The sequence below is a fragment of the Phyllobacterium sp. CCNWLW183 genome, from assembly GCF_037203775.1.
GTDB lineage: Bacteria > Pseudomonadota > Alphaproteobacteria > Rhizobiales > Rhizobiaceae > Phyllobacterium > Phyllobacterium ifriqiyense.
Genome location: NZ_JBBCBN010000013.1, coordinates 29,820 through 53,946, shown reverse-complemented (window position 1 = coordinate 53,946; position 24,127 = coordinate 29,820). Strand labels below are relative to the sequence as shown.

Sequence of the window (24,127 nt, the reverse complement as noted above, 5' to 3'; positions counted from 1 at the left end):
GTTTCGAATCGAGCAAAGACATCCCGCAAAATCGCGGGGATGATCAATCACATTTCACTTTCCTGATGTTCCATCCTTAGGCGCGCTTCAACTCCATCGTCGTAAACTATCAGCGCTTCGTTCTCCCTGACTGGACTTCTTTGGCCCAGTTCATTTGCCCACTGCCAGTAATCCTACACGTGGCGGAGCAATGAATCCAGACCTTACATTGCTCTTGGTAGCAGAAGCCTCAGCTTTTTTCTCGCGGCGCCGTTGCACCGAGGAAGCGATGTTCATCGCTTCGCGGTATTTGGCTACAGTTCGCCGCGCAATATCAATATTTTGTTCCTTCAACATTTCCACGATTGTATCATCCGAAAGGATTGAATCCGGCGACTCAGCATCAATGAGAATTTTGATTTGATGCCTTACAGATTGCGAAGAATGTTGCTCGGCGCCCTCACTGGCAGCAATGGCTGCATTGAAAAAGTATCGCAGTTCGAAAACGCCGCGCTTGGTGAGCATGTACTTATTTGTCGTGACCCGGCTAACCGTGGATTCGTGCATCCCAATGGCATCGGCAACATTGCGCAGATTGAGAGGTTTCAAATATGCGACGCCCTGCAAAAGAAACTGCTCCTGCTGGCGAACAATCTCCGTGGCGACCTTAAGAATCGTCTGAGCGCGCTGGTCAAGACTTCGAATCAACCAGTTCGCATTGTGCATGCATTCCCCCAGAAATGTCTTTTCGTCCGGAGATGTTTTCGCCCTCATTATAGTTGCATAGTAGTTGTTGTTGATCAGCACCTTGGGCAATGTCTCCGAGTTAAGCTCGATACGCCAACTGCCATCGGGAGCCTGGTCAACCTGAACATCGGGGATGATGCTATCGGCTATGCCAGACGAAAACGCAGTGCCTGGTTTTGGGTCAAGCAACTGTATTTCCCGAAGCATATCGATAATTTCGGTGTCTCCAAGCCGGCACAGTTTTTTCAAACTATGAAAATCGCGTTTGGCGAGCAGCTCAAGATTTTGAAGCAGGATATCCATCGCTGGTGAGAGGCGTTTTCTGGCACGCAATTGAAGCCGCAGGCATTCAGCAAGATCGCGTGCAAACAAGCCTGCGGGCTCAAATCCCTGCAGGACAAAAAGCAGCTTCTCCAGATGTTCAACGGAAGAACCAATCCGGATGGCGAGTTCGGCAATATCACCACGAAAATAACCAATTTCGTCGACCTGATCAGCGAGTTCGGCTGCGATCATTCGATCTTCTGCTTTTTCGAAAGCGAAAATTATCTGTTCCCTGATATGCTCCTGCATATTGAGAGGCGCTGCGGTCACCTGTTCAAGATTATAGTTCTCTCCACCCGACGAGACATAGCCATCGCCTGCAGATGACTTCCACTGAGAAGCAAGATCACTTGCAATAAAATCGCGGCTACCGGGATCGTCAGGAAAAATATTCTCGAGCGAGCTATCAAACGTATCGGACATTGCACTTGAGCTGGTGGTCTCGCCGCTATTCAACCAAAGACTATCGGCATCATCAGATAAAACCCTGTCGGCACTACCGTCGCTTCGTAGATCCTGATCGCTGTCTGAACGATGTTCGGAATGAACGCCGCCAAACAAAATAGTGTCGTCTGAAGCATCCAGTCTTTCCAATAATGGGTTTTTTTCGATTTCCTGCTCTATGAACTGCTCAAGCTCGATATGATTCAGCTGCAGCAGCCGTATCGACTGCATCAGCAATGGAGTCATCACCAGAGATTGGGTTTGCCTCAAATCGAGTTTTGGCGACAGAGCCATAATATACGCAGCTACTCCATACAGAATTAGTTACTGCAGTACAGAAGTGGCCCAATCCTTGCTTGTCAATTGAAAAGCTCCAAAAACTCGCGTGCTGATGTCATTTTCAACCAGTACGGGTTTGAAAGTTGAGATTTTTATGTCACCGGAGGGCCTGATCGGCAAAATCAGAGCTTGAACTCATCACCAAGATAAAGTCGGCGGACATCCGGATTAGCAATTATTTCGTCCGGGCGACCATGGGTCAAAACCTGACCGGCATGGATAATATAGGCCCTGTCGATGAGCTTGAGCGTTTCGCGAACATTGTGGTCTGTAATCAATACGCCAATGCCACGGCCAGTCAGATGCCTTACCAATTGCTGAATATCCGCAACAGCAATCGGATCAACACCAGCAAACGGCTCGTCGAGCAACATGAAGTTTGGACGCGAGGCCAAAGCACGCGCGATCTCTAGGCGCCTGCGCTCACCACCGGAAAGGGAAATCGCTGGAGCTTTTCGCAAATGGGCAATGTGGAACTCTTCAAGAAGTGAATCCAACTCCTGCGCGCGGGCGTGCCTGTCCTTTTCGACAACCTCGAGCACGGCCTTGATATTATTTTCTACTGATAATCCGCGAAAAATTGAGGCCTCTTGCGGCAAATACCCGATACCAAGGCGCGATCGCCGATACATGGGCATTGTTGTGACATCGAACCCGTCAATTTCTATCGTGCCCTTGTCGACTGGCACGAGCCCGGTCACCATATAAAAACATGTTGTCTTGCCAGCGCCATTCGGCCCAAGAATGCCAACAGCCTCACCGGAACGCACGCCGAATGAAACACCATTTACGACTTGGCGCCCATTATAGCTTTTCGTGATCCCACGCGCGACGAGTGTGCCCTTCATGCGATCCACGGCCAAGGGATCCGCCGGGCGCATCTCCTGTGAAACACTGGAGTTTGGCCGTGCGGCATTTGTGCTGGGTGAGCGGCGTGAAAATAGGGACACTTACAATTCTTCCGGCGGCTTAGTTCTTTTGGGCGTTTTTAGGCGCAACGACGATTGAAACGCGTCCGGTCTGGCCACTCTTGCAGCTTTCCAGCTGAGCTTCACCGGTTTTCAGCTGAGCTGTAAGCTTACATCCAACAGCAACATTGTCCCCTTGGGAAAGGACGACCTTGCTTCCCGTCAGGACGAGCACTTCGGTCTTCATGTCAAATGTACCGTGATCCCCGGTGGCTACTTGGTCTTCAGACTTCACATAGACTTTATCGCTGACTTCGAGATGATCAATGTCCTGGGCTCCGGCACCAGCCACGCCGCTCGAAACTTTCGAAGCATCTGCGTTTGCGGCATCTTTATTGCCACCTTTAACGTAGTAGACGATCATTGAGCCTGCTTTTAGCAAGGTTGCGCCCTGAACAACCGTAACATTTCCAGTGAATGTTGCGGTACCTGCATCATTATGCAGCACGACCTTGTCGGAATCGATCTGAATTGGCTGATCGCCTGAAAGCTTTATACCGCCGGGCGCTGCACCTGGAGTCTGCTGCGCCATGGCAGGGACAACCAACGCGGAGGCCAACAAACTCACTGCAACCGATGATATCCTGATCAGTTTCGCCCCGAAAGACATTGCTCTCTCTCCTAATCCGAGAAATTTCTTCAAAGTAACAATCCCGACTGTAGATCAGTTGGACGATTTTACCTCATTGTCACCTTCTTGCAGCTTTGTAGGTTGAATGACAAGCCTTACACGCTTTTCAAACGTCACTACCTTACCACCCTCAGTGATCTGCATACTATCGGCAACAATACTGCCATTACGATTTTTTACGCTGACTGGATCATTGGTGGACATGGTATTTCCGGCAATATCAATATCGGCAGATTGCAACTGAGCAGTTATGCCATCCGATGTCACCAAACTTATCTCGCTGTCGAGCTTCAACTGCCTGTTGGCATTGTCGAAAACCCCTGACTTCGCTTTAACCTCAGCGCGCATGTCTTTGCCGATTGGAATTTCCGCGTCAATACCTTCAAGCGATATGACTGAACTGTTTCCAACCTGCTGCAAGGCTCTTACAGCACTCATTTTGTAGGGAAGCTTATCCTTGGTAAAGCCGTCGAGCTTGGGATTCGTCATCACAAGCTTGCCATCCTCGATTCCAGCACCATCCAGAGCAATGTTGTTTGGAACGCCCGAGGCGGAAAAGAATGTAAACCACGAAAATACCGCAGCGCCCACAAGGGCAATTACAGGCAAAGAAAACTTCAACAACCGAACGCGGCGCGAATGACGTTCCGCAGCTTCGAAAACAGTCGATCCCTTGTCGGATGCCGCAAATTGCCGTGCAACCGTCGCATGATGCTCGGCGTCTGCGGCGGCATTTCGCACACCAGTGATATCGGTTTTTTCAATAGACATGGGTTTGGCTGCTGTTACCGTTTATAATATTTCTAGCTAGTTCAACGCCAATATGGTTATTTTTCGATGAAATAGACGTGATTTAGAGCATATGCGATGCGTGTAGGAACAAGTATGTGGTGAGATGGCCAGTTACAAGGTCATTCGCGCACCCATATTTGTACTCATCGATTGGCGCACTGTCTGGACTTCCACTGGGCGATATCGCAAAAGAGTATCACAAACATTGGCGAAACGGACAAAAATCATGGCCAACACAGCGGATGCAATTATCGATAGGCGCAAGCTACGGCGAAAGGTAACTTTCTGGCGTATTGTTGCTTTGCTGGTGGCTGCTTTAGCTTTGATTGCAATCTATCTCATCACCAGCGGTTCGGAAGGCTATACAAGCAAATCCGTTCCTCACATTGCAAAAGTGCGTGTTGAGGGAACAATTCTTGAAGATGAAGAGCTTCTCAAACGCTTGAAAGATATTGGGGAGTCCGACGCCGTCAAAGGTGTTATCGTGTCCATTGATTCACCCGGTGGCACCACTGCTGGCGGTGAAGCAATTTACGAATCTGTCCGCAAAATTGCAGAGAAAAAACCCGTCGTTGCGCAGGTTGGGACTTTGGCTGCCTCAGCCGGATATATGATCGCAGTCGCTACGGATCATATTGTTGCAAGGCAGTCGTCCATTGTCGGTTCCATTGGCGTCTTGTTTCAGTATCCGGATATATCGGAGCTTTTGACAAAGGTCGGTGTAAAAGTCGAAACTATTAAATCCAGCCCGCTAAAAGCTGAACCCAATTTTTTCAATCCTGCAAGCGATGAAGCCAAGGCAATGATCCATCGCATGATAATCGATTCCTACAATTGGTTTGTGGGCCTCGTTGAGGATCGTCGCAAATTTAACCACGAACAGGCGTTGGCGCTGGCAGATGGCTCCGTATTTACTGGTCGTCAGGCTCTATCGAACAAACTTATCGACGCGCTTGGCGGTGAAGAAAAGGCGCTTGAATGGCTTGAAGGTAAGGGCGTAGACCCGAAACTTAAGGTCGTTGAATGGAAACCGGTTGAAAAATCCACCTTTGGTTCTCTTTTCTCGCAATCGGCGATGAAAATGGCTGCCAAACTGCTGGGTCTGCCTGAGACAAGCACTGGAGTGCTCCACGAAATTACTGGCGACAGGATGTTTCTTGACGGACTCGTTTCGGTTTGGCACGTTGACGGCAAGCCCGTGGGAGCGCAATAAGCTATTTACATATAAGATCAGTGGCATAGTCCAGTTCGACTGTGTATCCTGATCTCAAAACCAGAAGGGAATTTTGCTGTGATCAAATCAGAGCTTGTGCAAATAATTGCCAACCGCAATCCGCACCTATTCCAGCGCGATGTGGAGAATATTGTCGGCGCCATCTTTGACGAAATTACAGATGCTTTGGCTGAGGGCAATCGCGTCGAGCTACGAGGCTTCGGTGCATTTTCCGTAAAGAACCGGCCGGCCCGCAGCGGCCGCAACCCGCGAACAGGTGAAAGCGTTGACGTCGAAGAGAAGTGGGTACCGTTCTTCAAGACCGGCAAGGAACTCCGCGACAGGCTGAATGCAAACAGCTGAATCCATACTTAGTGAATAAGCAAAAAGAGGCTTCAATATGATTAATCGCGTGGTCGCCGTACTGATTCTCGTACCGATCGCGATTATTCTGATCGCTTTATCGGTTGCCAATCGCGGTAATGCCCTGTTTACGATTGATCCCTTTAATCCGGGCAACCCTGCGCTTTCCTACTCGGCTCCTTTGTTTGTCTGGTTGTTTGCCGCTTTGATCATCGGTCTTGTTCTCGGCAGTCTTGTCACTTGGTCCAATCAGGGCAAGCATCGCAAGCTGGCGCGTCAACGCAAGCTCGAAGCAGAAATGTTACGCAAGGAAGCGCGCAAGGCAGCCACTGAAACGGCCTCGACACCCAATCTTCCCTCCTTGCATTAATTTCTATCAAGGACCTTTAATGAAACTCGTCTCCCCCGTTGAGGTCGATGCCCTGTTGAACTGGCCCGACATGATTAACGCAATCGAGCTGGCATTCCGCCAAGGCGTGATCCAGCCCGTGCGCCACCATCATACTGTTGAGCGCCCGGATGGAGCGGCCTCCACACTGCTTCTAATGCCCGCATGGTCCGATTTTGATGCGCTGGGCGACTCGTCCAAGGGTTATATGGGCGTCAAGATTGTAACTGTCTCGCCAGATAATGGAGCCGTCTCGAAACCTGCCGTGATGGGTGTATATCTGTTGCTCGACGGTAAGACCGGTGAACCAAAAGCTCTTATAGATGGTCAACGCCTGACCTTATGGCGGACAGCAGGGGCGTCCGCTCTTGCAGCACGCTATCTCGCCCGGGAAGATGCATCAAAGCTTGTGGTTCTCGGTGCGGGCGCACTTTCGGGCTTTTTGGCCCGAGCTCATAGCGCCATACGCCCAATTAACGACATCTCGATCTGGAACAGAAATTTTGCCGGAGCCGAGAAAGTAGCGGCAGAGTTGATCCGGGACGGTTTTAACGCCAGAGCTGTTGAAGACAAGGATGCAGCGATCGCGGAGGCCGATATCATCACCGCCGGTACGCTATCCACCGAGCCGTTGATCCTTGGAAAACATCTGAAAGCCGGCGCGCACGTCGATCTTATCGGTGCTTTTACGCCGAAGATGCGAGAAAGTGACGATGAGTGCATCAAACGAGCGCGTGTTTTTGTTGATACGAGAGACGGAGCGCTAAAAGAGGGCGGTGATATCGTCCAGCCGATCAAGGCCGGGGTAATCGATTCCGGCCACATAATTGGCGATTTGTTCGACCTCACACGAGGAACAATGAGAGGTCGTCAATCGACGGGCGAGATTACATTGTTCAAATCCGTTGGCGCAGCTCTTGAAGACCTTGCTGCGGGTATCCTTGTCTATGAAAAGGCAATGGCGTAGTAACCTTGGAAAAGGTTGCAAGGAAAATACGGTTTGAAATCGCCCGGCGGTAAAATTAGAAAAACGAAAAACGGCAGTGGCCGACAAGGTGACGTTTCAAAAAATGCTGTGCAGCGGCAAAGCGTAACGAAGCCCCGCCCGCAATTCGCCAAAGCGCACCGTTCCTCCGATGAAGAAACGGAGCGTGCATCGCCGCGAACAGAACAAACTCCAAAGCGCGTGGTTACCCGCCGTACCGGTGCACGTCCGCAGGAAAAGACCGGGCTTATTCTGGAAACGCTTCCGTCTGAAGATTATGCGCTTCTTGATAGCGGCAATGGTTTGAAACTGGAACAGTACGGCCCTTACCGGATTGTCCGCCCGGAAGGTCAAGCGATCTGGCTTCCGGCGTGGAGCAAGAGCGAGTGGGACAAGGCCGATGCAATTTTCACCGGCAATACAGATGAAGAGGGCGTTGGACGTTGGCAGTTTCCTAATGTGCCGTTGGGTGAAACCTGGCCGCTCGCTTATGATGGCATTTCGTTTTTGGGTCGTTTCACCTCATTCCGGCATGTTGGCGTATTTCCTGAACAGGGGACGCATTGGGCGTATATGCATGATCTGATCCGCGGTGCAAAACGCCCGGTCAAAGTGCTAAACCTCTTTGGTTATACGGGGGTTGCTTCACTCGTAGCAGCCAGGGCAGGCGCCGAGGTTACGCATGTAGACGCGTCGAAGAAAGCCATTCTCTGGGCACGCGAAAATCAGGAAATGGCTGGACTATCGAGCAAGCCTATTCGCTGGATATGCGAAGATGCAATGAAATTCGTGGCGCGGGAGGAACGCCGCGGAAACGGATACGATATCATCCTCCTTGATCCGCCAGCCTATGGGCGCGGCCCCAACGGCGAGGTCTGGCAACTTTTCGACAATCTGCCAGACATGATTGATTTATGCCGATCAATTCTTACGCCCAATCCCTTGGCGGTTGTGCTAACTGCCTATTCGATCCGCGCATCATTTTTTGCCATTCACGAATTGATGCGGGATACGTTTACGGGCCTTGGCGGCGAAGTGCAGTCCGGCGAACTTATTCTTCGCGAGCGCTCCTCAAAGCGGGCCCTTTCCACATCTCTCTTCAGCCGCTGGGGTGCATCATGAGCAAGCAGGACGACCACCATCGCGGCAGCGGCATCGTCCGCCCGGGCAAAGTCAAGGAAGTCACCAGCCTTACCAACCCGATCGTCAAGGATCTGCGTTCGCTGGCATTGAAAAAATTCCGCGATCAGCAGGGTGTGTTTCTTGCCGAAGGACTAAAGCTCGTCATCGACGCACTCGACCTTGGTTGGACAATCAAGACCTTGGTTTACTCCAAAGCCGGTAAGGGAAACTCGCTTGTCGAGCAAGTTGCCGCCAGAACGGTGGCCAAGGGCGGCGATGTGCTGGAGGTCAATGAAAAGATCATCTCGGCAATAACCCGGCGTGACAACCCGCAAATGGTAGTCGGGGTGTTCCAGCAAAACCTCCAAATGCTTTCCAACATCCGTCCACAAGCCAACGACGTTTTCGTGGCTCTGGATCGGGTTCGGGACCCTGGAAACCTCGGTACAATCATTCGAACTGCCGACGCAGCAGGCGCCAAAGGTATTATCCTCATCGGCGACACCACGGACCCGTTCTCGCTTGAAACGGTTCGCGCGACAATGGGGTCGGTATTTGCAGTTCCCCTCATCAGGGCAACGGAAGCAGAATTTCTATCCTGGAGAAAGAGTTTCACGGGTCTGATCGTTGGAACGCATCTCAAGGGTTCAGTGGACTATCGGACTATCCCTTACGCCAATAAGCCGGTCGTCTTGTTAATGGGCAACGAGCAGCAGGGCCTACCCGATCAGCTGTCCTCGGCATGTGATCGGCTGGCGCGAATACCCCAAGCCGGCCGAGCTGACTCCCTTAATCTTGCCATCGCAACCGGAGTAATGCTGTTTGAAATCCGGCGTGACGCCCTGAAGCTTGACGCGACCACTTGAGAAAATGCCATTTATGAGCCGCACGCGTTTTTTTAGCCTTTCTGCAATCATCATGGTTGCTGTCCTGACCGACCAGATAATCAAATATCTCGTCGAAACAGGTATGGATTATCAGCAGCAAATCGATCTTCTACCCTTTCTGGCATTATTTCGTGTTCACAATGAAGGCATTGCCTTTTCAATGTTGAGCGGAATGCACGACATTGCGCTCATAGGGCTTACACTCGTCGTCATAGGCTTCGTAAGTTACCTTTGGTGGAGTACAAACCCGGATCGGTGGATTTCTCGTGCGGGCTTTGCGCTTATTATTGGCGGCGCTCTCGGAAACCTCATCGATCGCAGCGTTCATGGCTATGTAATCGACTATATTCTTTTCCATCTGCCATCATGGTCATTCGCCGTTTTCAATCTCGCCGATGCCTATATTTCTGTTGGTGCAGCATTGGTTGTAATTGAAGAGTTTTTTGTTTGGGCTAAAGAGCGGAAGAACCCGCCTGATAAGGCAAACTAGCTGATCAAGCATCGCCGGTTTGGCCTTCGTTTTACGTCATGTTGCCGTCATTAAATCGTAGTAATGAGGGCGAGAACGACTACCGGTCAACCTCCGACGAGGGTCAAATCGATATGGACATCTCCTTGCTTGAATCCGCTTCAATCTCTAAAGATCAAAGCATCATGTCGCAGGTTGATTCAACATCTTCGCCATTTACGGCTCCACAGATTGTCTCGGTGCTTGGCCGAATCGGGACTATGGAGGTTTGCCTTGCGCAAACCGAGGACGAAATTGCCTCCTCCCAGCAATTGCGGTTCAAAGTATTCTTTGACGAACTGGGCGCCAAAGGTTCTGCAACATTAGAGCAGCGCGACGCTGATCGGTTTGATCCCTTTTGCGATCACCTCCTTGTTTATGACACGGCAATACCTGGACCAAAGCACAAACAGATCGTTGGAACATACCGACTCCTGCGTTCCGAAAAAGCGTTCGAGACAGGCGGTTTTTATACTGCAAGCGAATTTTCCATCGAACGCCTCGTCGCCGCCAAGCCGGATTTGCGTTTTCTCGAACTTGGCCGTTCCTGTGTCCTGCCTGAATATCGCTCGAAACGTACTGTCGAATTGCTCTGGCAAGGCATCTGGACCTATTGCCGGTTCCATTCAATTGGCGTGATGTTTGGATGCGCATCCTTCCAAGGCACTGTTCCGGCCGCCCATGCTTTGCCGCTCTCCTTTCTTCATCACAATTGCCGGGCAACGGCCGACTGGGATGTCAAAGCTTTACCTGCTCTTTATCAAGCCATGGACCTTGTTCCGAACGAAGCTATCAATGCCCGTGTGGCACTCTTTGCGATGCCACCCTTGATCAAAGGTTATTTGCGACTTGGTGCAATGATAGGTGATGGTGCCGTTATCGATCACGATTTTGGCACAACGGATGTTTGCATCATTTTGCCCGTTAGCCGCATCTCCGAACGCTACGTCAGCCATTATGCGGCCGAATCGAAACGTTTCGGATAGACATCGTTTTATCACCTGTGGAGAATATCGCAGTTTGACTCTGCAGAGGTGTGTAAATTCGCGGATACCGAATAGATTGCTCCTGCTTAGCTCAGGAGACAAGTTTTGGCCGAATTGGCATCCTCTGTAATTGAACAATCCCCATATGAAGCGAATATCTCGGCGCGTCCAACGCCGATGATGGAGCAGTATATCGAGATTAAGGCAACTAATCCTGACAGTCTTCTGTTTTATCGAATGGGCGATTTTTACGAGCTTTTTTTCGACGATGCCGTCGAAGCTTCCAGGGCCCTCGGGATTACCCTGACAAAGCGTGGAAAACATCTTGGCGAAGATATTCCCATGTGCGGCGTCCCGGTCCATGCCGCTGATGACTATTTGCAGAAACTGATAGCACGAGGCTTTCGGGTTGCAGTTTGCGAACAGGTGGAAGATCCGGCCGAAGCGAGGAAGCGTGGTTCAAAATCCGTTGTAAAGCGCGATGTTGTTCGATTGGTTACACCGGGAACGATCACTGAAGAGAAACTCCTTGATCCTTCTGAAGCAAACTATATGATGACTATGGGCCGCGTCAAAGGCGCGGATAAGACCCAATTTGCCCTTGCCTGGATCGACATCTCAACCGGAACTTTCCGCGTCAGTGAATCGGACGCTTCGCGTTTACTGGCAGATATACTCCGCGTCGACCCTCGCGAACTGATTGTGGCGGACACAGTTTTTCACGACCCGGAATTGCGTGCAGTTTTTGATATTGTCGGGCGCGCTGTGAGCCCCCAACCGCCAAGCCTGTTTGACAGCGCCACAGCAGAAAATCGCATACAACGCTATTTTGATGTCAGCACTCTAGATGGGTTTGGTCAGTTTTCACGCGCTGAACTCTCCGCCATATCGGGCGCTATCGCCTATGTTGAAAAAACACAGCTCGCGGAACGCCCTCCCTTGATGCGTCCGGAGCGGGAATCGGAAGGTTCTTCGCTTTTCATAGATCCAGCGACGCGAGGGAATCTTGAGCTCCTACGCACGCTTTCCGGCAAACGTGAAGGTAGCCTGCTGCGAGCGATTGACCGAACAACAACGGGCGGTGGTGCACGTCTTCTGGCCGAGCGCTTGACATCGCCCTTAACAGATCCGGCAGCTATCGCCGAACGCCTTGACTCCATTTCGTTCTTCCTTGCAAGGCAACCCCTGGCCGATCTGATGCAATCGGCCCTAAGAGGCGTTCCTGACATGCCCCGCGCATTGTCGCGGCTTGCAGTTGGCCGCGGTGGCCCCCGTGATCTTGGGGCTCTCGCGCTTGGTCTGGAAGCCGCCTCCGAGATTTTTCACTTGTTTTCGGGTGAAGAATTACCATCGGAACTTGCCCGCGTTCGCGAATGTCTCGCCCAATTGCCTCTGGATTTTGCCGCACACCTTGACCGGTCTTTGGCTGATGAATTGCCGTTGCTAAAACGTGATGGGGGATTTGTTCGTGCGGAGTATCACGCCGAACTCGATGAAATGCGTGCTCTGCGGGATCACTCGCGCCGGATCATCGCCGGCTTGCAAGCCGACTATATGGAAACCACAGGCATCCGATCGCTGAAAATCAAGCATAATAATGTGCTGGGCTACTTCATCGAGGTAACTGCGAACAATGCTTCCGTCATGACGGATAGCGTTGAGGCAAAGAGCAAGTTCATACATCGTCAAACAATCGCCAATGCCATGCGGTTTACAACCACCGAGCTGGCTGAGCTTGAAACCAAAATCGCAAATGCAGCAGAACGGGCTCTTTCGATCGAACTTGGTATCTTCGACGCTTTGACAAATGAAACGATTCTCAATGCTGACGCCATACGTGCTGGCGCACTCGCATTATCAACCCTTGATGTATCCGTTGCTCTGGCTGCTCTCTCCGGCGAACAGGGATATTGCCGCCCACTTGTCGACGACAGCTTAGCTTTCGAGATTGTCGCCGGGCGTCATCCCGTGGTCGAGCAATCCCTTAGACGGCAGGCAGAAAATCCTTTTGTTGCTAACGACTGCAATCTCTCGCCGCTCACGACCGGTAAAGGAGCCATTTGGCTCCTGACGGGCCCCAATATGGGCGGTAAATCAACTTTTCTGCGCCAGAACGCGCTTATAGCCATCCTCGCCCAAATGGGTTCTTTTGTCCCTGCGGGTTCAGCGCATATAGGCGTGGTCGATCGGCTGTTCTCCCGCGTTGGTGCATCCGATGACTTGGCACGCGGCCGCTCTACATTCATGGTAGAAATGGTCGAAACGGCTGCGATTTTGAACCAGGCAACGGATCGTTCTCTTGTGATCCTTGATGAGATCGGACGCGGCACTGCGACTTTCGATGGTCTTTCCATCGCGTGGGCAGCGGTTGAATATTTGCATGAGAAAAATCAATGCCGCGCAATCTTTGCAACGCATTTTCATGAAATGACTTCGCTTTCCGAAAAGCTTGAGCGCCTAAGCAATGTAACAATGCGGGTAAAGGAATGGGACGGAGACGTTGTATTTTTGCATGAGGTTGCCAAGGGTGCAGCCGACCGTTCCTATGGTGTGCAGGTGGCACGTCTGGCGGGTTTGCCTGAAGCTGTTGTAAATCGGGCTCGCGATGTTTTGCATCAGCTGGAAGCTGGCGAAACCTCTGGCAAAGCGGATAAGCTAATTGATGATTTGCCGCTGTTTTCCGTAGAGGTAAAACGACAGGCACCCAAGCCAGTCCAAGGGAAAGACAGTGCGCTCCTTGTCGCCCTATCGGCAATTAACCCCGACGAGTTGACCCCACGCGAAGCACTTGAAGAACTTTACCGCCTGAAAGGACTAAGCGCGCATTAGCGCCAAGACGTATTACTGCCTGCTTCAAAATGTAATCATTTCGTTTGGCGCAAATTCGCGCTATAGCGTGCGGCCATCATTTGTAAAGTCGTGTTCATGAGCGCCACAGACCTGAAACTGGAACAGATCGTCAGCCCGGACAAGCTTCATCAACAATTTGAAGATCTCGTCAAAGCGGCAGCCAAGCAGGGCAAACCGTCTGTCGAGCGCAGCGATGTTTTGCAGCTCATCAAGCAAACGCTGGAACTTGGCCGCAAAAGCGCTGAAACGATGCTGATGCAAGATGCACGGGGCACACGATGCTCCGTGCGCCTCTCATGGTTGATGGATCAGATCATTACGGCGCTCTATAATTTTGCAACCCGCCATGTTTATCCCGCAGTCAATCCTTCGACTTCAGAGAAAATGACGATCATAGCGGTTGGTGGTTATGGCCGCGGCGGTCTGGCTCCAGGTTCTGATATCGATCTGTTATTTCTCCTACCCTATAAGCAAACCCCCTGGGGTGAGCAGGTGGTCGAATACATTCTATATATGCTTTGGGATATTGGCCTGAAAATCGGTCATGCTACCCGCAATCTGGATGAATCAGTCCGCTTATCGCTTTCGGATATGACCATCCGCACCAGTATTCTGGAGGCACGCTATATTTGCGGCAATCAGGAGCTGTTCGACAAGCTCATTGACCGATTTGATAAAGAGGTTGTTGAGGGCACCGGTCCCGCCTTCATCGAAGCAAAGCTTGCAGAGCGGGATGCGCGCCACAAGAAATCCGGCGCAACCCGCTATCTCGTTGAACCGAACGTAAAGGAAGGCAAAGGCGGTCAGCGCGACCTGCATACACTCTTCTGGATCGCCAAATATTATTATCGCGTCAAGACAAGCGATGAATTGGTCAAACTGGGCGTGCTTTCGCGCGCGGAACACAATATTTTCCGCAAGGCTGAAGACCTTTTATGGGCAGTTCGCTGCCACATGCACTTTCTTACAGGAAAGTCCGAAGAACGTCTTTCTTTCGATATACAGAGCGAAATCGCAAGGCGCCTTGGCTATACCGCGCATCCCGGACAACGGGATGTCGAGCGCTTTATGAAACATTACTTTCTTGTGGCGAAAGAAGTTGGCGATCTAACGCGTATCATTTGTGCTGCGCTGGAAGAGGAGCAGGCGAAGCATGTTCCAGGTTTCAACCGGATTTTCCTCACTTTTTCGCGCCGAAAACGTAAATTGGCGGGAACCACGGATTTTGTTGTCGACAATCACCGCATTACGATTGCCAATGACGGAGTATTTCACAAGGACCCTGTGAACCTCATCCGTCTTTTCCATCTTGCTGACAAACATGGGTTGGAATTTCACCCGGATGCGATGCAACTGGTTACGCGCTCTCTTTCTCTGATCAAAGCAGACCTGCGCGACAATCAGGAGGCCAATAAACTCTTCCTTGAAATCCTGACTTCAGAACGCAATCCGGAACTTATCCTGCGTCGCATGAACGAATCTGGCGTATTGGGTAAGTTCATTCCGGATTTTGGCAAAGTCGTCGCGATGATGCAGTTCAATATGTACCATCACTACACCGTTGATGAGCATTTACTGCGATGCATCGCAGTAATGTCTGAAATCGAGCGCGGGGAACTCGAACAGGAGCATCCCTTAGCCAATCAGATCATGCCTGGCCTGAAAAAGGACCGTAGTCTCATATATATTGCGCTTCTGCTACATGACATTGCGAAAGGCCGCCCGGAAGATCATTCCATTGCAGGTGCGCGTATTGCTAAACGCATATGCCCGCGCTTGGGTCTTTCCAAGGCAGATACCCAGACCGTGGCCTGGTTGGTCGAGCAACATCTGACAATGAGCATGGTCGCGCAATCACGCGACTTGAATGATCGCAAAACAATCGAAGACTTTGCCGAGATTGTACAAACGCTCGACCGCATGAAACTGCTGCTGATCCTGACGATCTGCGACATAAAAGCGGTCGGCCCCGGTGTGTGGAACGGCTGGAAGGGGCAGTTATTGCGAAATCTGTTCTACGAAACCGAATTGATGCTTACAGGCGGCTTTTCGGAAGTGCCGCGCAAAGAGCGAACCGACCACGCCAGAGCGCAGCTTGAGCATGCTCTGTCATCGTGGCCGCAGGTCGAGCGTCAATCCTATCTCGCACTTCACTATCAGAACTACCTGCTGACAGTGAGCATTGCCGATCAGGTGCGCCATGCGACCTTTGTTCGAGAATCTGACGCCAGTGGCAAGACACTTGCTACCATGGTGAAAACTCACGATTTTGAGGGTGTGACGGAAATAACTGTCCTTTCGCCAGATCATCCGCGACTTCTATCTGTCATTGCTGGTGCATGCGCGGCTGCAGGCGCGAATATCGTCGACGCACAGATTTTTACCACTAGTGATGGGCGGGCGCTCGACACAATCCTGATCAGCCGTGAATTTGCAACTGACGATGACGAGCGGCGGCGCGCCACGCGCGTTGGACGTTTAATTGAGGACGTATTGTCGGGCAAAACCTATCTGCCTGAGATGCTTGCCTCCAGAACAAAGCCTAAGCGCGCTGCAAAGGCATTCAAGATTACGCCCCGGGTGGAGATCAACAATACTCTATCAAACAAATTCACGGTAATCGAAGTTGAAGGTTTGGATCGTCCGGGCGTTCTGTCAGAGATTACAGGAGTAATCTCCGACTTATCGCTCGACATTGCCTCGGCACATGTGACGACATTCGGCGAAAAGGTTATCGACGTGTTCTATGTGACCGACCTTGTTGGCCATCAAATTACCAATACGACCCGACAAAGCCGCATCCGTAAAAAACTTCTCGCGCTTTTCGGCGAGGGCGACATTATTACAGCCCAGCCTCAACGGCAAAACGCCCTCATGACGGCAGAATAGTATGAGCCTCGTCAAAAAATTTGCGACCGTCGCGTCCGGCACATTGATGAGCCGTGTCTTTGGTCTTACCCGCGAAATGCTTATGGCCGCAGCTCTTGGAACGGGTCCGGTTGCGGATGCGTTCAATGCTGCCTTCCGATTTCCCAATACCTTCCGCCGATTGTTTGCGGAGGGTGCATTCAACGCAGCCTTTGTACCTCTTTTTGCAAAGGAAATTGAAGCCAACGGTATGGATGGGGCCAAGCGGTTTTCGGAAGAAGTCTTTGGCGTTCTGTTCAGCGTTCTGATGGCTCTGACCATTATCATGGAACTGTCCATGCCTCTCATCGTGCGAACCGTGATTGCTCCGGGATTTGTCGATGATCCACAAAAGTTCGGCAATACGGTTTCGATGGCGATCATCATGTTTCCATATCTGGCATGCATGTCGCTGGCAGCCATGATGGGGGGAATGCTGAACTCCCTTCACCGTTATTTTGCCGCTGCAGTAGCGCCGGTTTTCCTGAATATCATTCTGATCGGCGTGCTCGCCTATGCCTGGTATGCCGGCCATGACGGGATTGCAATTGGCTATGGCCTTTCCTGGGGTGTAATGGCTGCGGGGCTGGTGCAATTGACTATCGTCTGGTTTGCCGTGCGTAAAGCTGGAATATCGATTGGCTTTCGCCGCCCCCGCATGACTGCAAACGTCAAACGACTTTTGGTTTTGGCTCTACCCGCAGCAATTACAGGTGGCATAACGCAGATAAATCTGCTGATAAACACCAATATCGCTTCCGGTAAGGAAGGCGCAATTACGTCACTGGCAAACGCTGATCGCGTCTATCAACTCCCACTCGGCGTTGTAGGTATCGCTGTCGCAACTGTGCTCTTGCCTGAACTTGCACGCGCCCTCCGATCCGGCAATTTGAAGGAGGCGGGCAACCTCCAAAATCGCTCGGTCGAGTTCATCTTGTTTCTTACATTGCCAGCCGCTGCAGCGCTTCTGGTCATGTCCGAGCCGATTATTCGGCTCTTGCTCGAACGCGGCGAATTTACCGCTGAGTCAACAAGCCGTGTTGCGAATATTCTTGCGATATATGGTCTTGGCCTACCCGCCTTCGTGCTGATCAAGGCGTTCATACCCGGCTTTTTCGCACGTGAAGATACCAAGACGCCTATGATCTTTGCGGCCGTTTCGGTGGTCATCAATATAGCCATGGCGCTGACACTCTTTCCCATTTTGGCAGAGACAGGCATTGCCACCGCCGAAGTGACAGCTGGATGGGTCAACGCCATCCTTCTGTTTGCTACTCTTATCTGGCGAGGGCATTGGGGACGTGACATCCCGCTTTTGACCCGTATACCGCGATTGATCATTGCCGCTGCCATTATGGCGCTTGCATTGTCCTATGCAATCAAATGGGCGGAGCCCTATCTCGTCGCGCAAGCACCTGTCCATGTTCAGGCAGCTGGCGTTTTCGGTCTCATCTTCATGTCGATGGTCATATATTTCGCATTGGCCTTTGGCAGTGGCGGCGCAAGTCTGGGCATGATCCGCCGCAACGTAAAGCGCCGTGCAAAAGCAGCCGAACCACCAGCGGAGAATCCATCATAATGGCCCGCGGAATTGGACTGATCACACTCGTCGTTGATGACTATGATGAGGCGATTGCCTGGTACACAAATGTGCTGGGTTTTTCCGTTGAGAGCGACACTAAACAATCGGAAACAAAGCGCTGGGTGGTTGTCTCACCGGAAAGAGGTGGCGCAAAGCTGCTTCTTGCTCAGGCTCAAGGCCCGCAACAACAGCAAGCGATAGGCAATCAGACAGGTGGCCGTGTTGCCCTGTTTCTCTATACGGATGACTTTTCAAACGATCACGCGAAAATGCTGCGTGCAGGTGTGAAATTTCTCGAAGAACCAAGACATGAAGCCTATGGCAGCGTAGCTGTTTTCGAGGATCTCTACGGCAATAAATGGGACCTGTTGCAGCTCAAATGATGGTAGGGCTTGAATCCCATGCTTTGCTCTGCCAGAACCGCACGTCATGGCTATCCACCTTGGCCGAAGAAGAATTAAGGACGATTTATGAGCACGTTTGAACCGCTCGTTTTTTCCGGTGTTCAACCAACCGGAAATCTGCACCTTGGCAACTATCTCGGCGCAATCCGCCGTTGGGTCGCTTTGCAGGAAAACAATAATTGCATCTATTGCGTGGTCGATCAGCACGCCATAACGCAGGCGATTTCTGTATGGGGCGGGCCTTCGGAGCTTTTGCGCAACACGCGTGAAGTCACCGCTGCTTTCCTCGCCTCGGGCGTTGATCCCAAGAAACATATAGTCTTCAATCAAAGCCGTGTTCGCCAGCATTCTGAACTCGCTTGGATATTTAACTGCATCGCCCGGATGGGCTGGCTGAACCGCATGACACAATTCAAGGATAAGGCTGGCAAGGATCGCGAAAACGCGTCCGTTGGCCTATATGTCTACCCCAATCTGATGGCTGCTGACATTCTCGTATATCGCGCTACGCATGTGCCGGTTGGCGAGGATCAAAAGCAACATCTCGAACTGACCCGTGACATCGCGCAAAAATTCAACACTGATTTTTCCGACCGGATCTCTAAACTTGGCCTTGGAATAGAGACCCAGTCAGGCGACGAAACCATATCAAGCTTCTTTCCATTGACTGAACCAGTCATTGGCGGCCCTGCCGCACGGCTTATGAGCTTACGCGACGGCACCAAGAAAATGTCGAAGTCCGACCCGTCGGATCTTTCCCGAATCAATCTTATCGACGATGCTGATACGATTTCCAAGAAGATCCGAAAGGCAAAAACAGACTCCGATCCTTTGCCTTCCGAAGTCGATGGCTTGAAAGACCGACCCGAGGCGGACAATCTGGTCGGCATTTATGCCGCTTTGACGGATACCGACAAGGAAAACGTACTTCGCAACTTCGGCGGACAGCAATTTTCCATTTTCAAGCCAGCGCTAGCTGAGCTAGCTGTTGAAAAGCTCTCGCCTATTGCTGATGAAATGCGCCGCATTTCCGCTGACCCCGGTTATGTCGACAAGGTTCTCAAGGATGGTGGCGAGCGGGCTAGTGTCCTTGCGGAAAAGACGATGCATAAGGTTCGTGATATCGTTGGCTTCCTTCAAGACTAGACAAGGCTTGCAGACGATCGACGCTTAAGGCAGGTTGCACAAATGGTATCAAAACGTCTCAGCCGCGAAGCTGGCCATCGCCGTAAATTCCTGGCCATTATTGATGAAACCCCTGAATGTGAGCGGGCGGTTGCTTATGCAGCCCGCCGTGCCAAGACCACTGGGGGTGTTTTGCTGCTCCTGTTTGTCATCGACTCAGCGGACTTTCAAGCGTTTCTCGGAGTTGAGCAAATCATGCGGGCCGAGGCTGAGGAAACCGCAAATTCCACGCTTAGCAAGTTTGCCGCCAGCGTTCGGGAAAGTATTGGCATAGAGTCTGAACTTGCCGTACGAGAGGGGATAACCTCAGAAGAGATCCAAAAACTCATCGAAGAAGATCAGGATATTGCCATCCTGGTTTTGGCTGCTGGTTCCGGCAAGGACGGCCCGGGGCCACTCGTTCAGTCATTAGCAGGTCGGGAAACCTTCTCTATTCCCGTGACCGTCGTGCCCTATAACCTCTCTGACGAAGATCTGGACGCTATTACCTGACGGCATTCTTAAAACGTGATATAATCTTGACTTGAAGAGAATGGTTTAAAGGCCTATATGCCTTTTGAACAGTTCTAAACTAGGGACGCGAGATACGCCATGTTTATCCAGACCGAAGCCACGCCTAATCCAGCAACATTGAAATTCTTGCCGGGAAAGGTGGTGCTTGAGGAAGGCACCGCTGATTTTCGCGATGCAGCTACCGCAGGTGACGCGTCACCTCTCGCTGCCAAGATCTTTGCAGTTCGGGGCGTTTCCGGTGTATTCTTCGGATATGATTTTGTAACTGTGACTAAAACGGATGCGCCCGAATGGCAGCATTTGAAGCCAGCGATTCTCGGCGCCATCATGGAGCATTTCATGTCCGGCGCTCCAGTTATGGCGAATGTGACCGATATTGCTGACAATGCTCAGCGTGAAACTGAAGGCGAGTTCTTCGACAGTGCCGACACCGAGATCGTTGATACGATCAAGGAATTGTTGGAAACACGGGTTCGCCCCGCTGTCGCTCAAGATGGTGGCGATATTACATTTCGCGGCTTCGAAAATGGCACGGTGTTTCTCCACATGAAAGGCGCATGCTCAGGCTGCCCCTCTTCCACCGCAACGCTCAAGCACGGTATCCAGAACCTGCTGAAGCACTTCGTTCCGGAAGTTCAACAGGTCGAAGCTATCTGATGTAAAGCTCGAAGCCCGCGCAAGCGGGCTTCTTTTTTATATCAGTTAACGGCGCCGGGTCCAGGAATTGCTCCGGGTGGACATTTGCCTAGGATGATCATGCCGAGCACCTCATCCTCATTTACATCGCCGACATTTGCGGTTCCGACGACCTGACCATTCTTCATCACCGCGACACGATCCGCGAGATGGAAGACGTCATGAATATCGTGGCTGATAAGGAAAATGCCTATCCCTTCGCTCTTTAACTGCTTGATTAGCTCGCCGACCTGCGCTGTTTCCTGCGGGCCAAGTGCTGCTGTTGGCTCATCCATGATAAGTATGCGCGCGTTAAAGAGAATAGCTCTTGCAATTGCTACAGACTGACGCTGACCACCTGATAAGGCCTTGACCGGATCCTTAAAGCGTTGAAAGCGCGGGTTGAGACGCCTCATGACTTCTCTTGCACTATGTTCCATCGCAACATCATCCAGCGTACCCCATGGCGTCATTAGTTCTCGCCCGAGATATAGATTGGCCGCCGTATCCACATTGTCGGCCAGTGCAAGGGTCTGGTAAATCGTCTCAATGCCGTAGGCTTTCGCGTCGCGCGGATTGTTGATCGTGGCCTCTTCGCCACTAACTTTGATCGTACCGCTATCCCGTTTGTAAGCGCCGGATAGAATTTTGATCAATGTCGATTTTCCGGCACCATTATGCCCAAGGAGAGCAACAACTTCCCCCGGGAAAAGATCGATTGATGCGCCATCAACTGCACGGATACCTCCGAAGGCAATTGAGATATTTTCCATATCGATGAGAGCGGTTTGTTTGTTTGTCATAGTTTTCTCCTCCCTCAAGCGGTCCGACGGCGATAAATTGTATCAAGCCAAACTGCTATGACGAGCACCAGGCCAACAACGATATTCTGCAATGGAGTGTCGAGGCCCAACAAGACCATCCCGGAACTAAGCGATTGCATTAAAAGCGCTCCGATCATTGCCCCGGCAATCGTGCCCACACCGCCAGCCAATGAGGTGCCACCGATAACAGCGGCTGCAATCGTCAGCAGTTCATCCAATGTACCTTGCGCGTTGGTGGCGGCGTTCAGGCGTGCCGTCGAGATGGCGCCGGCTATCGCGCAGAGAACTCCCATAATGATAAAGATTTTCATCGTGACCCAACGCGTATTGATACCCGCAAGGTCGGCTGCTTCCGGGTTACCCCCCATTGCAAAAACGTAACGACCAAAACGCGTGCGTGTTGTCACGAAGGTCATGATGATGCCTGTCGCCACCGCGATAAGGACTGGCACAGCAATGCCATGAGAAATAAACAGCCCACCTTCCGGGATCACAATGCTGTTTGCTTCCGCATATTTACGAACAATGCCTATGGGCCAGTAATAGGCGTTTGCGACTGCGACAACGCCCAGCACCAAACCACAAGCGACAACGCCCATGAATATCTCCGCCCACACAGGGCGACGCGGGAAATTGAAACGTTTCCGCTGACGACGGCTATTAATGATCATGACGACCAAAGCGACACAGGCGACCAAGCCGACAATCCAGCTCCACATCGCGCCAATTGATCCCTCAGGCCCACCGCCCATAAGGCGGAAAGTGGAGTCCATTGGCGCTACGGTTCTGCCGGAGGTTACCCACCACGCAGCACCACGCCAGACCAGAAGCCCGCCGAGCGTTACGATGAATGCAGGGACGCCCATAAATGCAATAATAAAACCTTGAGCGGCGCCGATAATGGCACCCGTTAAAATACCAATGGCAAGGACTATCAGCCAAGTTGCTGAGTGTTCAAAGCCCAGCAGTTTGGGTAGAAATTCTGCTTGCGTAACGCCCATGATCATGCCGACAAACCCTAATACCGAGCCGACTGACAGATCAATATTCCGCGTAACAATGATGAGAACCATGCCAGTTGCCATGACAGCCACCGACGAAGTTTGCACGGAAAGGTTCCAGAGATTTCGCGGGGTCAGAAACTGGCCACCAGACAGGAACTGGAAAGCCACCCAGATGATCACCAGCGCCCCTATCATACCGAGGAGCCGCGTATCGAGTTCCGTCGCTTTGAAGAAGCGGGCAACAACACTCAGTTCAGAAGCGCGAGCGCGGTCAAGGCTAATAGCCGGATCACTCATGAAATTTCTCCCAGTTATCTTGTTTGAACGCCGCCGACCCGGAGGATCAGCGGCGTCAAATTTCAGGATATCTTGATCAAACTATTTGCAAGCTGCCACTGCATCGGCTTTTACGCCTTGGCATACGACGTCTTTCGTGACCCAGCCGGCGTCAATGACAACACCCAGATTCTCCTTGGTAACCGGAACTGGTGTCAGAAACACTGCATTGACCTCAACCTTGTTGGCACCGCCAGCAAACTTCTGGACGTTTGGAATTTCTTCCATCTTTTTGCCATCAGCCAATGCCGCCGCGATGTCTGCAGCTTCTTTGCCAAGTTCACGCGAGTCTTTCCAGATTGTCACTGTCTGCGTGCCTAGAGCGACACGATTAAGCGCAGCGAAATCGGCATCCTGACCTGAAACCGGCACGGATCCGGCTAGACCCTGAGCCTGGAGCGCCGCGATGGCACCGCCAGCCGTTCCGTCATTGGCAGCAACAACAGCGTCAATCTTGTTGTCGTTGGCAGTGAGAAACTGCTCCATGTTCTTCTGCGCGTTGGCCGGCAACCAGCCATCTGTATAAGCCTCACCGACATTCTTGATCTTACCGGAATCGATAGCATCTTTGAGTACTTCCTGTGCGCCGGCGAAGAGGAAGTCAGCATTAGGATCGGCCGAGCTGCCCTTGATGAAGGCATAGTTGCCTTCTGGCTTTACAGCCAATACGCCGCGAGCCTGCATGCGTCCAACTTCCTTGTTGTCGAACGTGACATAGAACGCATCTTTATTTTCAATCAAACGGTCATAACCCACAACAGGAATGCCTTCAGCGACAGCTTTTTCTACCGCTGGACCAATTGCGCTGGAATCCTGTGCCAAGATGATCAAGGCATTGGCGCCCTGCGAAATCAGGCTTTCTACGTCGGTTAACTGTTTTGCCGCAGACGACTGCGCATCGGCAGAAATGTACTTGTCACCATTTGCCTCGAGAGCCTTCTTGATGGCAGCTTCATCGGTCTTCCAACGCTCTTCCTGGAAGTTCGACCAAGAAACGCCGATGATCTTGTCCTTCGCCAAAACAGGTCCTGCAAACGAGACAGCTAGAATCGTTGCCCCCGCCAATGCGGCCGCATATTTCTTCATGATAACCCTCCCAGTGCCTTTAGCACGCTGACTATTTATTGCTGGCTTCACCTCCGCCCAGCAATTAAACCTCTTTATTTCGAGG

The 24,127-nt window shown here is 51.6% G+C and carries 21 protein-coding genes and 1 pseudogene; 15 read left to right on the top strand and 7 right to left on the bottom strand.

Going from position 1 to position 24,127, the window contains the following annotated elements; translation table 11 throughout:
* Positions 1-150 precede the first annotated feature (150 nt).
* The 4 genes and pseudogenes from rpoN to lptC all read right to left on the bottom strand — a co-directional run bounded on the left by rpoN (position 151) and on the right by lptC (position 4,203).
* Complete coding sequence (rpoN, locus tag V9K95_RS22750) at positions 151-1,788, bottom strand: RNA polymerase factor sigma-54 (RefSeq protein ID WP_336442310.1); 1,638 nt, start codon at positions 1,786-1,788, stop codon at positions 151-153.
* A gap of 167 nt (positions 1,789-1,955) precedes the next feature.
* Positions 1,956-2,684, bottom strand: a pseudogene (gene lptB, locus V9K95_RS22745) (LPS export ABC transporter ATP-binding protein); the annotation flags it as partial.
* Between the two features lie 118 nt (positions 2,685-2,802).
* Complete coding sequence (locus tag V9K95_RS22740; protein ID WP_115051534.1) at positions 2,803-3,411, bottom strand: LptA/OstA family protein; 609 nt, start codon at positions 3,409-3,411, stop codon at positions 2,803-2,805.
* A 54-nt stretch (positions 3,412-3,465) separates the two neighbouring features.
* On the bottom strand, positions 3,466-4,203 hold the full coding sequence (lptC, locus tag V9K95_RS22735) for an LPS export ABC transporter periplasmic protein LptC (protein ID WP_115051535.1): 738 nt from the start codon (positions 4,201-4,203) through the stop codon (positions 3,466-3,468).
* 247 nt (positions 4,204-4,450) lie between these two features.
* Here lptC and sppA point away from each other — a divergent pair, with 247 nt between their 5' ends.
* The 15 genes from sppA (at position 4,451) to V9K95_RS22660 (ending at position 20,774) form a co-directional block, all read left to right on the top strand.
* Positions 4,451-5,437 carry a signal peptide peptidase SppA gene (sppA, locus tag V9K95_RS22730; RefSeq protein WP_336442309.1) on the top strand — a complete coding sequence of 329 codons (987 nt, stop codon included), beginning with the start codon at positions 4,451-4,453 and terminating at the stop codon, positions 5,435-5,437.
* A gap of 78 nt (positions 5,438-5,515) precedes the next feature.
* Positions 5,516-5,800 carry an integration host factor subunit beta gene (locus V9K95_RS22725; protein ID WP_115051536.1) on the top strand — a complete coding sequence of 95 codons (285 nt, stop codon included), beginning with the start codon at positions 5,516-5,518 and terminating at the stop codon, positions 5,798-5,800.
* 37 nt (positions 5,801-5,837) lie between these two features.
* Positions 5,838-6,170 (top strand): LapA family protein, encoded by a 333-nt coding sequence (locus V9K95_RS22720; RefSeq protein ID WP_115051537.1) that lies wholly within the window; start codon positions 5,838-5,840, stop codon positions 6,168-6,170.
* 19 nt (positions 6,171-6,189) lie between these two features.
* The gene (locus V9K95_RS22715) at positions 6,190-7,155 is read left to right on the top strand and encodes an ornithine cyclodeaminase family protein (RefSeq protein ID WP_115051538.1); all 966 of its coding nucleotides are present in this window, start codon (positions 6,190-6,192) and stop codon (positions 7,153-7,155) included.
* Positions 7,156-7,188: 33 nt separating this feature from the next.
* A complete protein-coding gene (locus V9K95_RS22710) occupies positions 7,189-8,295 on the top strand; it encodes a class I SAM-dependent methyltransferase (protein ID WP_115051539.1) in 1,107 nt (368 codons plus the stop codon).
* Positions 8,292-9,161 (top strand): TrmH family RNA methyltransferase, encoded by an 870-nt coding sequence (locus V9K95_RS22705; RefSeq protein ID WP_115051540.1) that lies wholly within the window; start codon positions 8,292-8,294, stop codon positions 9,159-9,161. The genes V9K95_RS22710 and V9K95_RS22705 overlap by 4 nt, the downstream gene beginning before the upstream one ends.
* A gap of 13 nt (positions 9,162-9,174) precedes the next feature.
* The gene (lspA, locus tag V9K95_RS22700; protein ID WP_115051541.1) at positions 9,175-9,672 is read left to right on the top strand and encodes a signal peptidase II; all 498 of its coding nucleotides are present in this window, start codon (positions 9,175-9,177) and stop codon (positions 9,670-9,672) included.
* Between the two features lie 113 nt (positions 9,673-9,785).
* Positions 9,786-10,676 (top strand): GNAT family N-acetyltransferase, encoded by an 891-nt coding sequence (locus V9K95_RS22695; RefSeq protein ID WP_370878770.1) that lies wholly within the window; start codon positions 9,786-9,788, stop codon positions 10,674-10,676.
* Between the two features lie 177 nt (positions 10,677-10,853).
* Positions 10,854-13,505, top strand: coding sequence for a DNA mismatch repair protein MutS (gene mutS / locus V9K95_RS22690; RefSeq protein WP_336442320.1), 2,652 nt, complete (start codon positions 10,854-10,856; stop codon positions 13,503-13,505).
* Between the two features lie 96 nt (positions 13,506-13,601).
* On the top strand, positions 13,602-16,415 hold the full coding sequence (locus V9K95_RS22685) for a [protein-PII] uridylyltransferase (protein WP_336442308.1): 2,814 nt from the start codon (positions 13,602-13,604) through the stop codon (positions 16,413-16,415).
* A gap of 1 nt (position 16,416) precedes the next feature.
* The gene (gene murJ / locus V9K95_RS22680) at positions 16,417-18,012 is read left to right on the top strand and encodes a murein biosynthesis integral membrane protein MurJ (protein ID WP_336442307.1); all 1,596 of its coding nucleotides are present in this window, start codon (positions 16,417-16,419) and stop codon (positions 18,010-18,012) included.
* Positions 18,012-18,398 carry a VOC family protein gene (locus V9K95_RS22675; RefSeq protein ID WP_336442306.1) on the top strand — a complete coding sequence of 129 codons (387 nt, stop codon included), beginning with the start codon at positions 18,012-18,014 and terminating at the stop codon, positions 18,396-18,398. The genes murJ and V9K95_RS22675 overlap by 1 nt, the downstream gene beginning before the upstream one ends.
* Before the next feature lie 87 nt (positions 18,399-18,485).
* Positions 18,486-19,565: a tryptophan--tRNA ligase gene (gene trpS / locus V9K95_RS22670; protein ID WP_336442305.1), complete on the top strand. Its 1,080-nt coding sequence runs from the start codon at positions 18,486-18,488 to the stop codon at positions 19,563-19,565.
* 42 nt (positions 19,566-19,607) lie between these two features.
* On the top strand, positions 19,608-20,096 hold the full coding sequence (locus V9K95_RS22665) for a universal stress protein (protein ID WP_008127009.1): 489 nt from the start codon (positions 19,608-19,610) through the stop codon (positions 20,094-20,096).
* 99 nt (positions 20,097-20,195) lie between these two features.
* Entirely contained in the window at positions 20,196-20,774 is a 579-nt protein-coding gene (locus V9K95_RS22660) for a NifU family protein (protein ID WP_115051546.1), read from the top strand.
* Between the two features lie 41 nt (positions 20,775-20,815).
* Here V9K95_RS22660 and V9K95_RS22655 read toward each other — a convergent pair whose 3' ends face one another.
* The 3 genes from V9K95_RS22655 to xylF form a co-directional block, all read right to left on the bottom strand.
* Positions 20,816-21,595: an ATP-binding cassette domain-containing protein gene (locus V9K95_RS22655; protein WP_336442304.1), complete on the bottom strand. Its 780-nt coding sequence runs from the start codon at positions 21,593-21,595 to the stop codon at positions 20,816-20,818.
* Between the two features lie 14 nt (positions 21,596-21,609).
* Entirely contained in the window at positions 21,610-22,917 is a 1,308-nt protein-coding gene (locus V9K95_RS22650; RefSeq protein ID WP_336442303.1) for a sugar ABC transporter permease, read from the bottom strand.
* A gap of 81 nt (positions 22,918-22,998) precedes the next feature.
* Entirely contained in the window at positions 22,999-24,042 is a 1,044-nt protein-coding gene (xylF, locus tag V9K95_RS22645) for a D-xylose ABC transporter substrate-binding protein (protein ID WP_336442302.1), read from the bottom strand.
* Positions 24,043-24,127 lie beyond the last annotated feature (85 nt).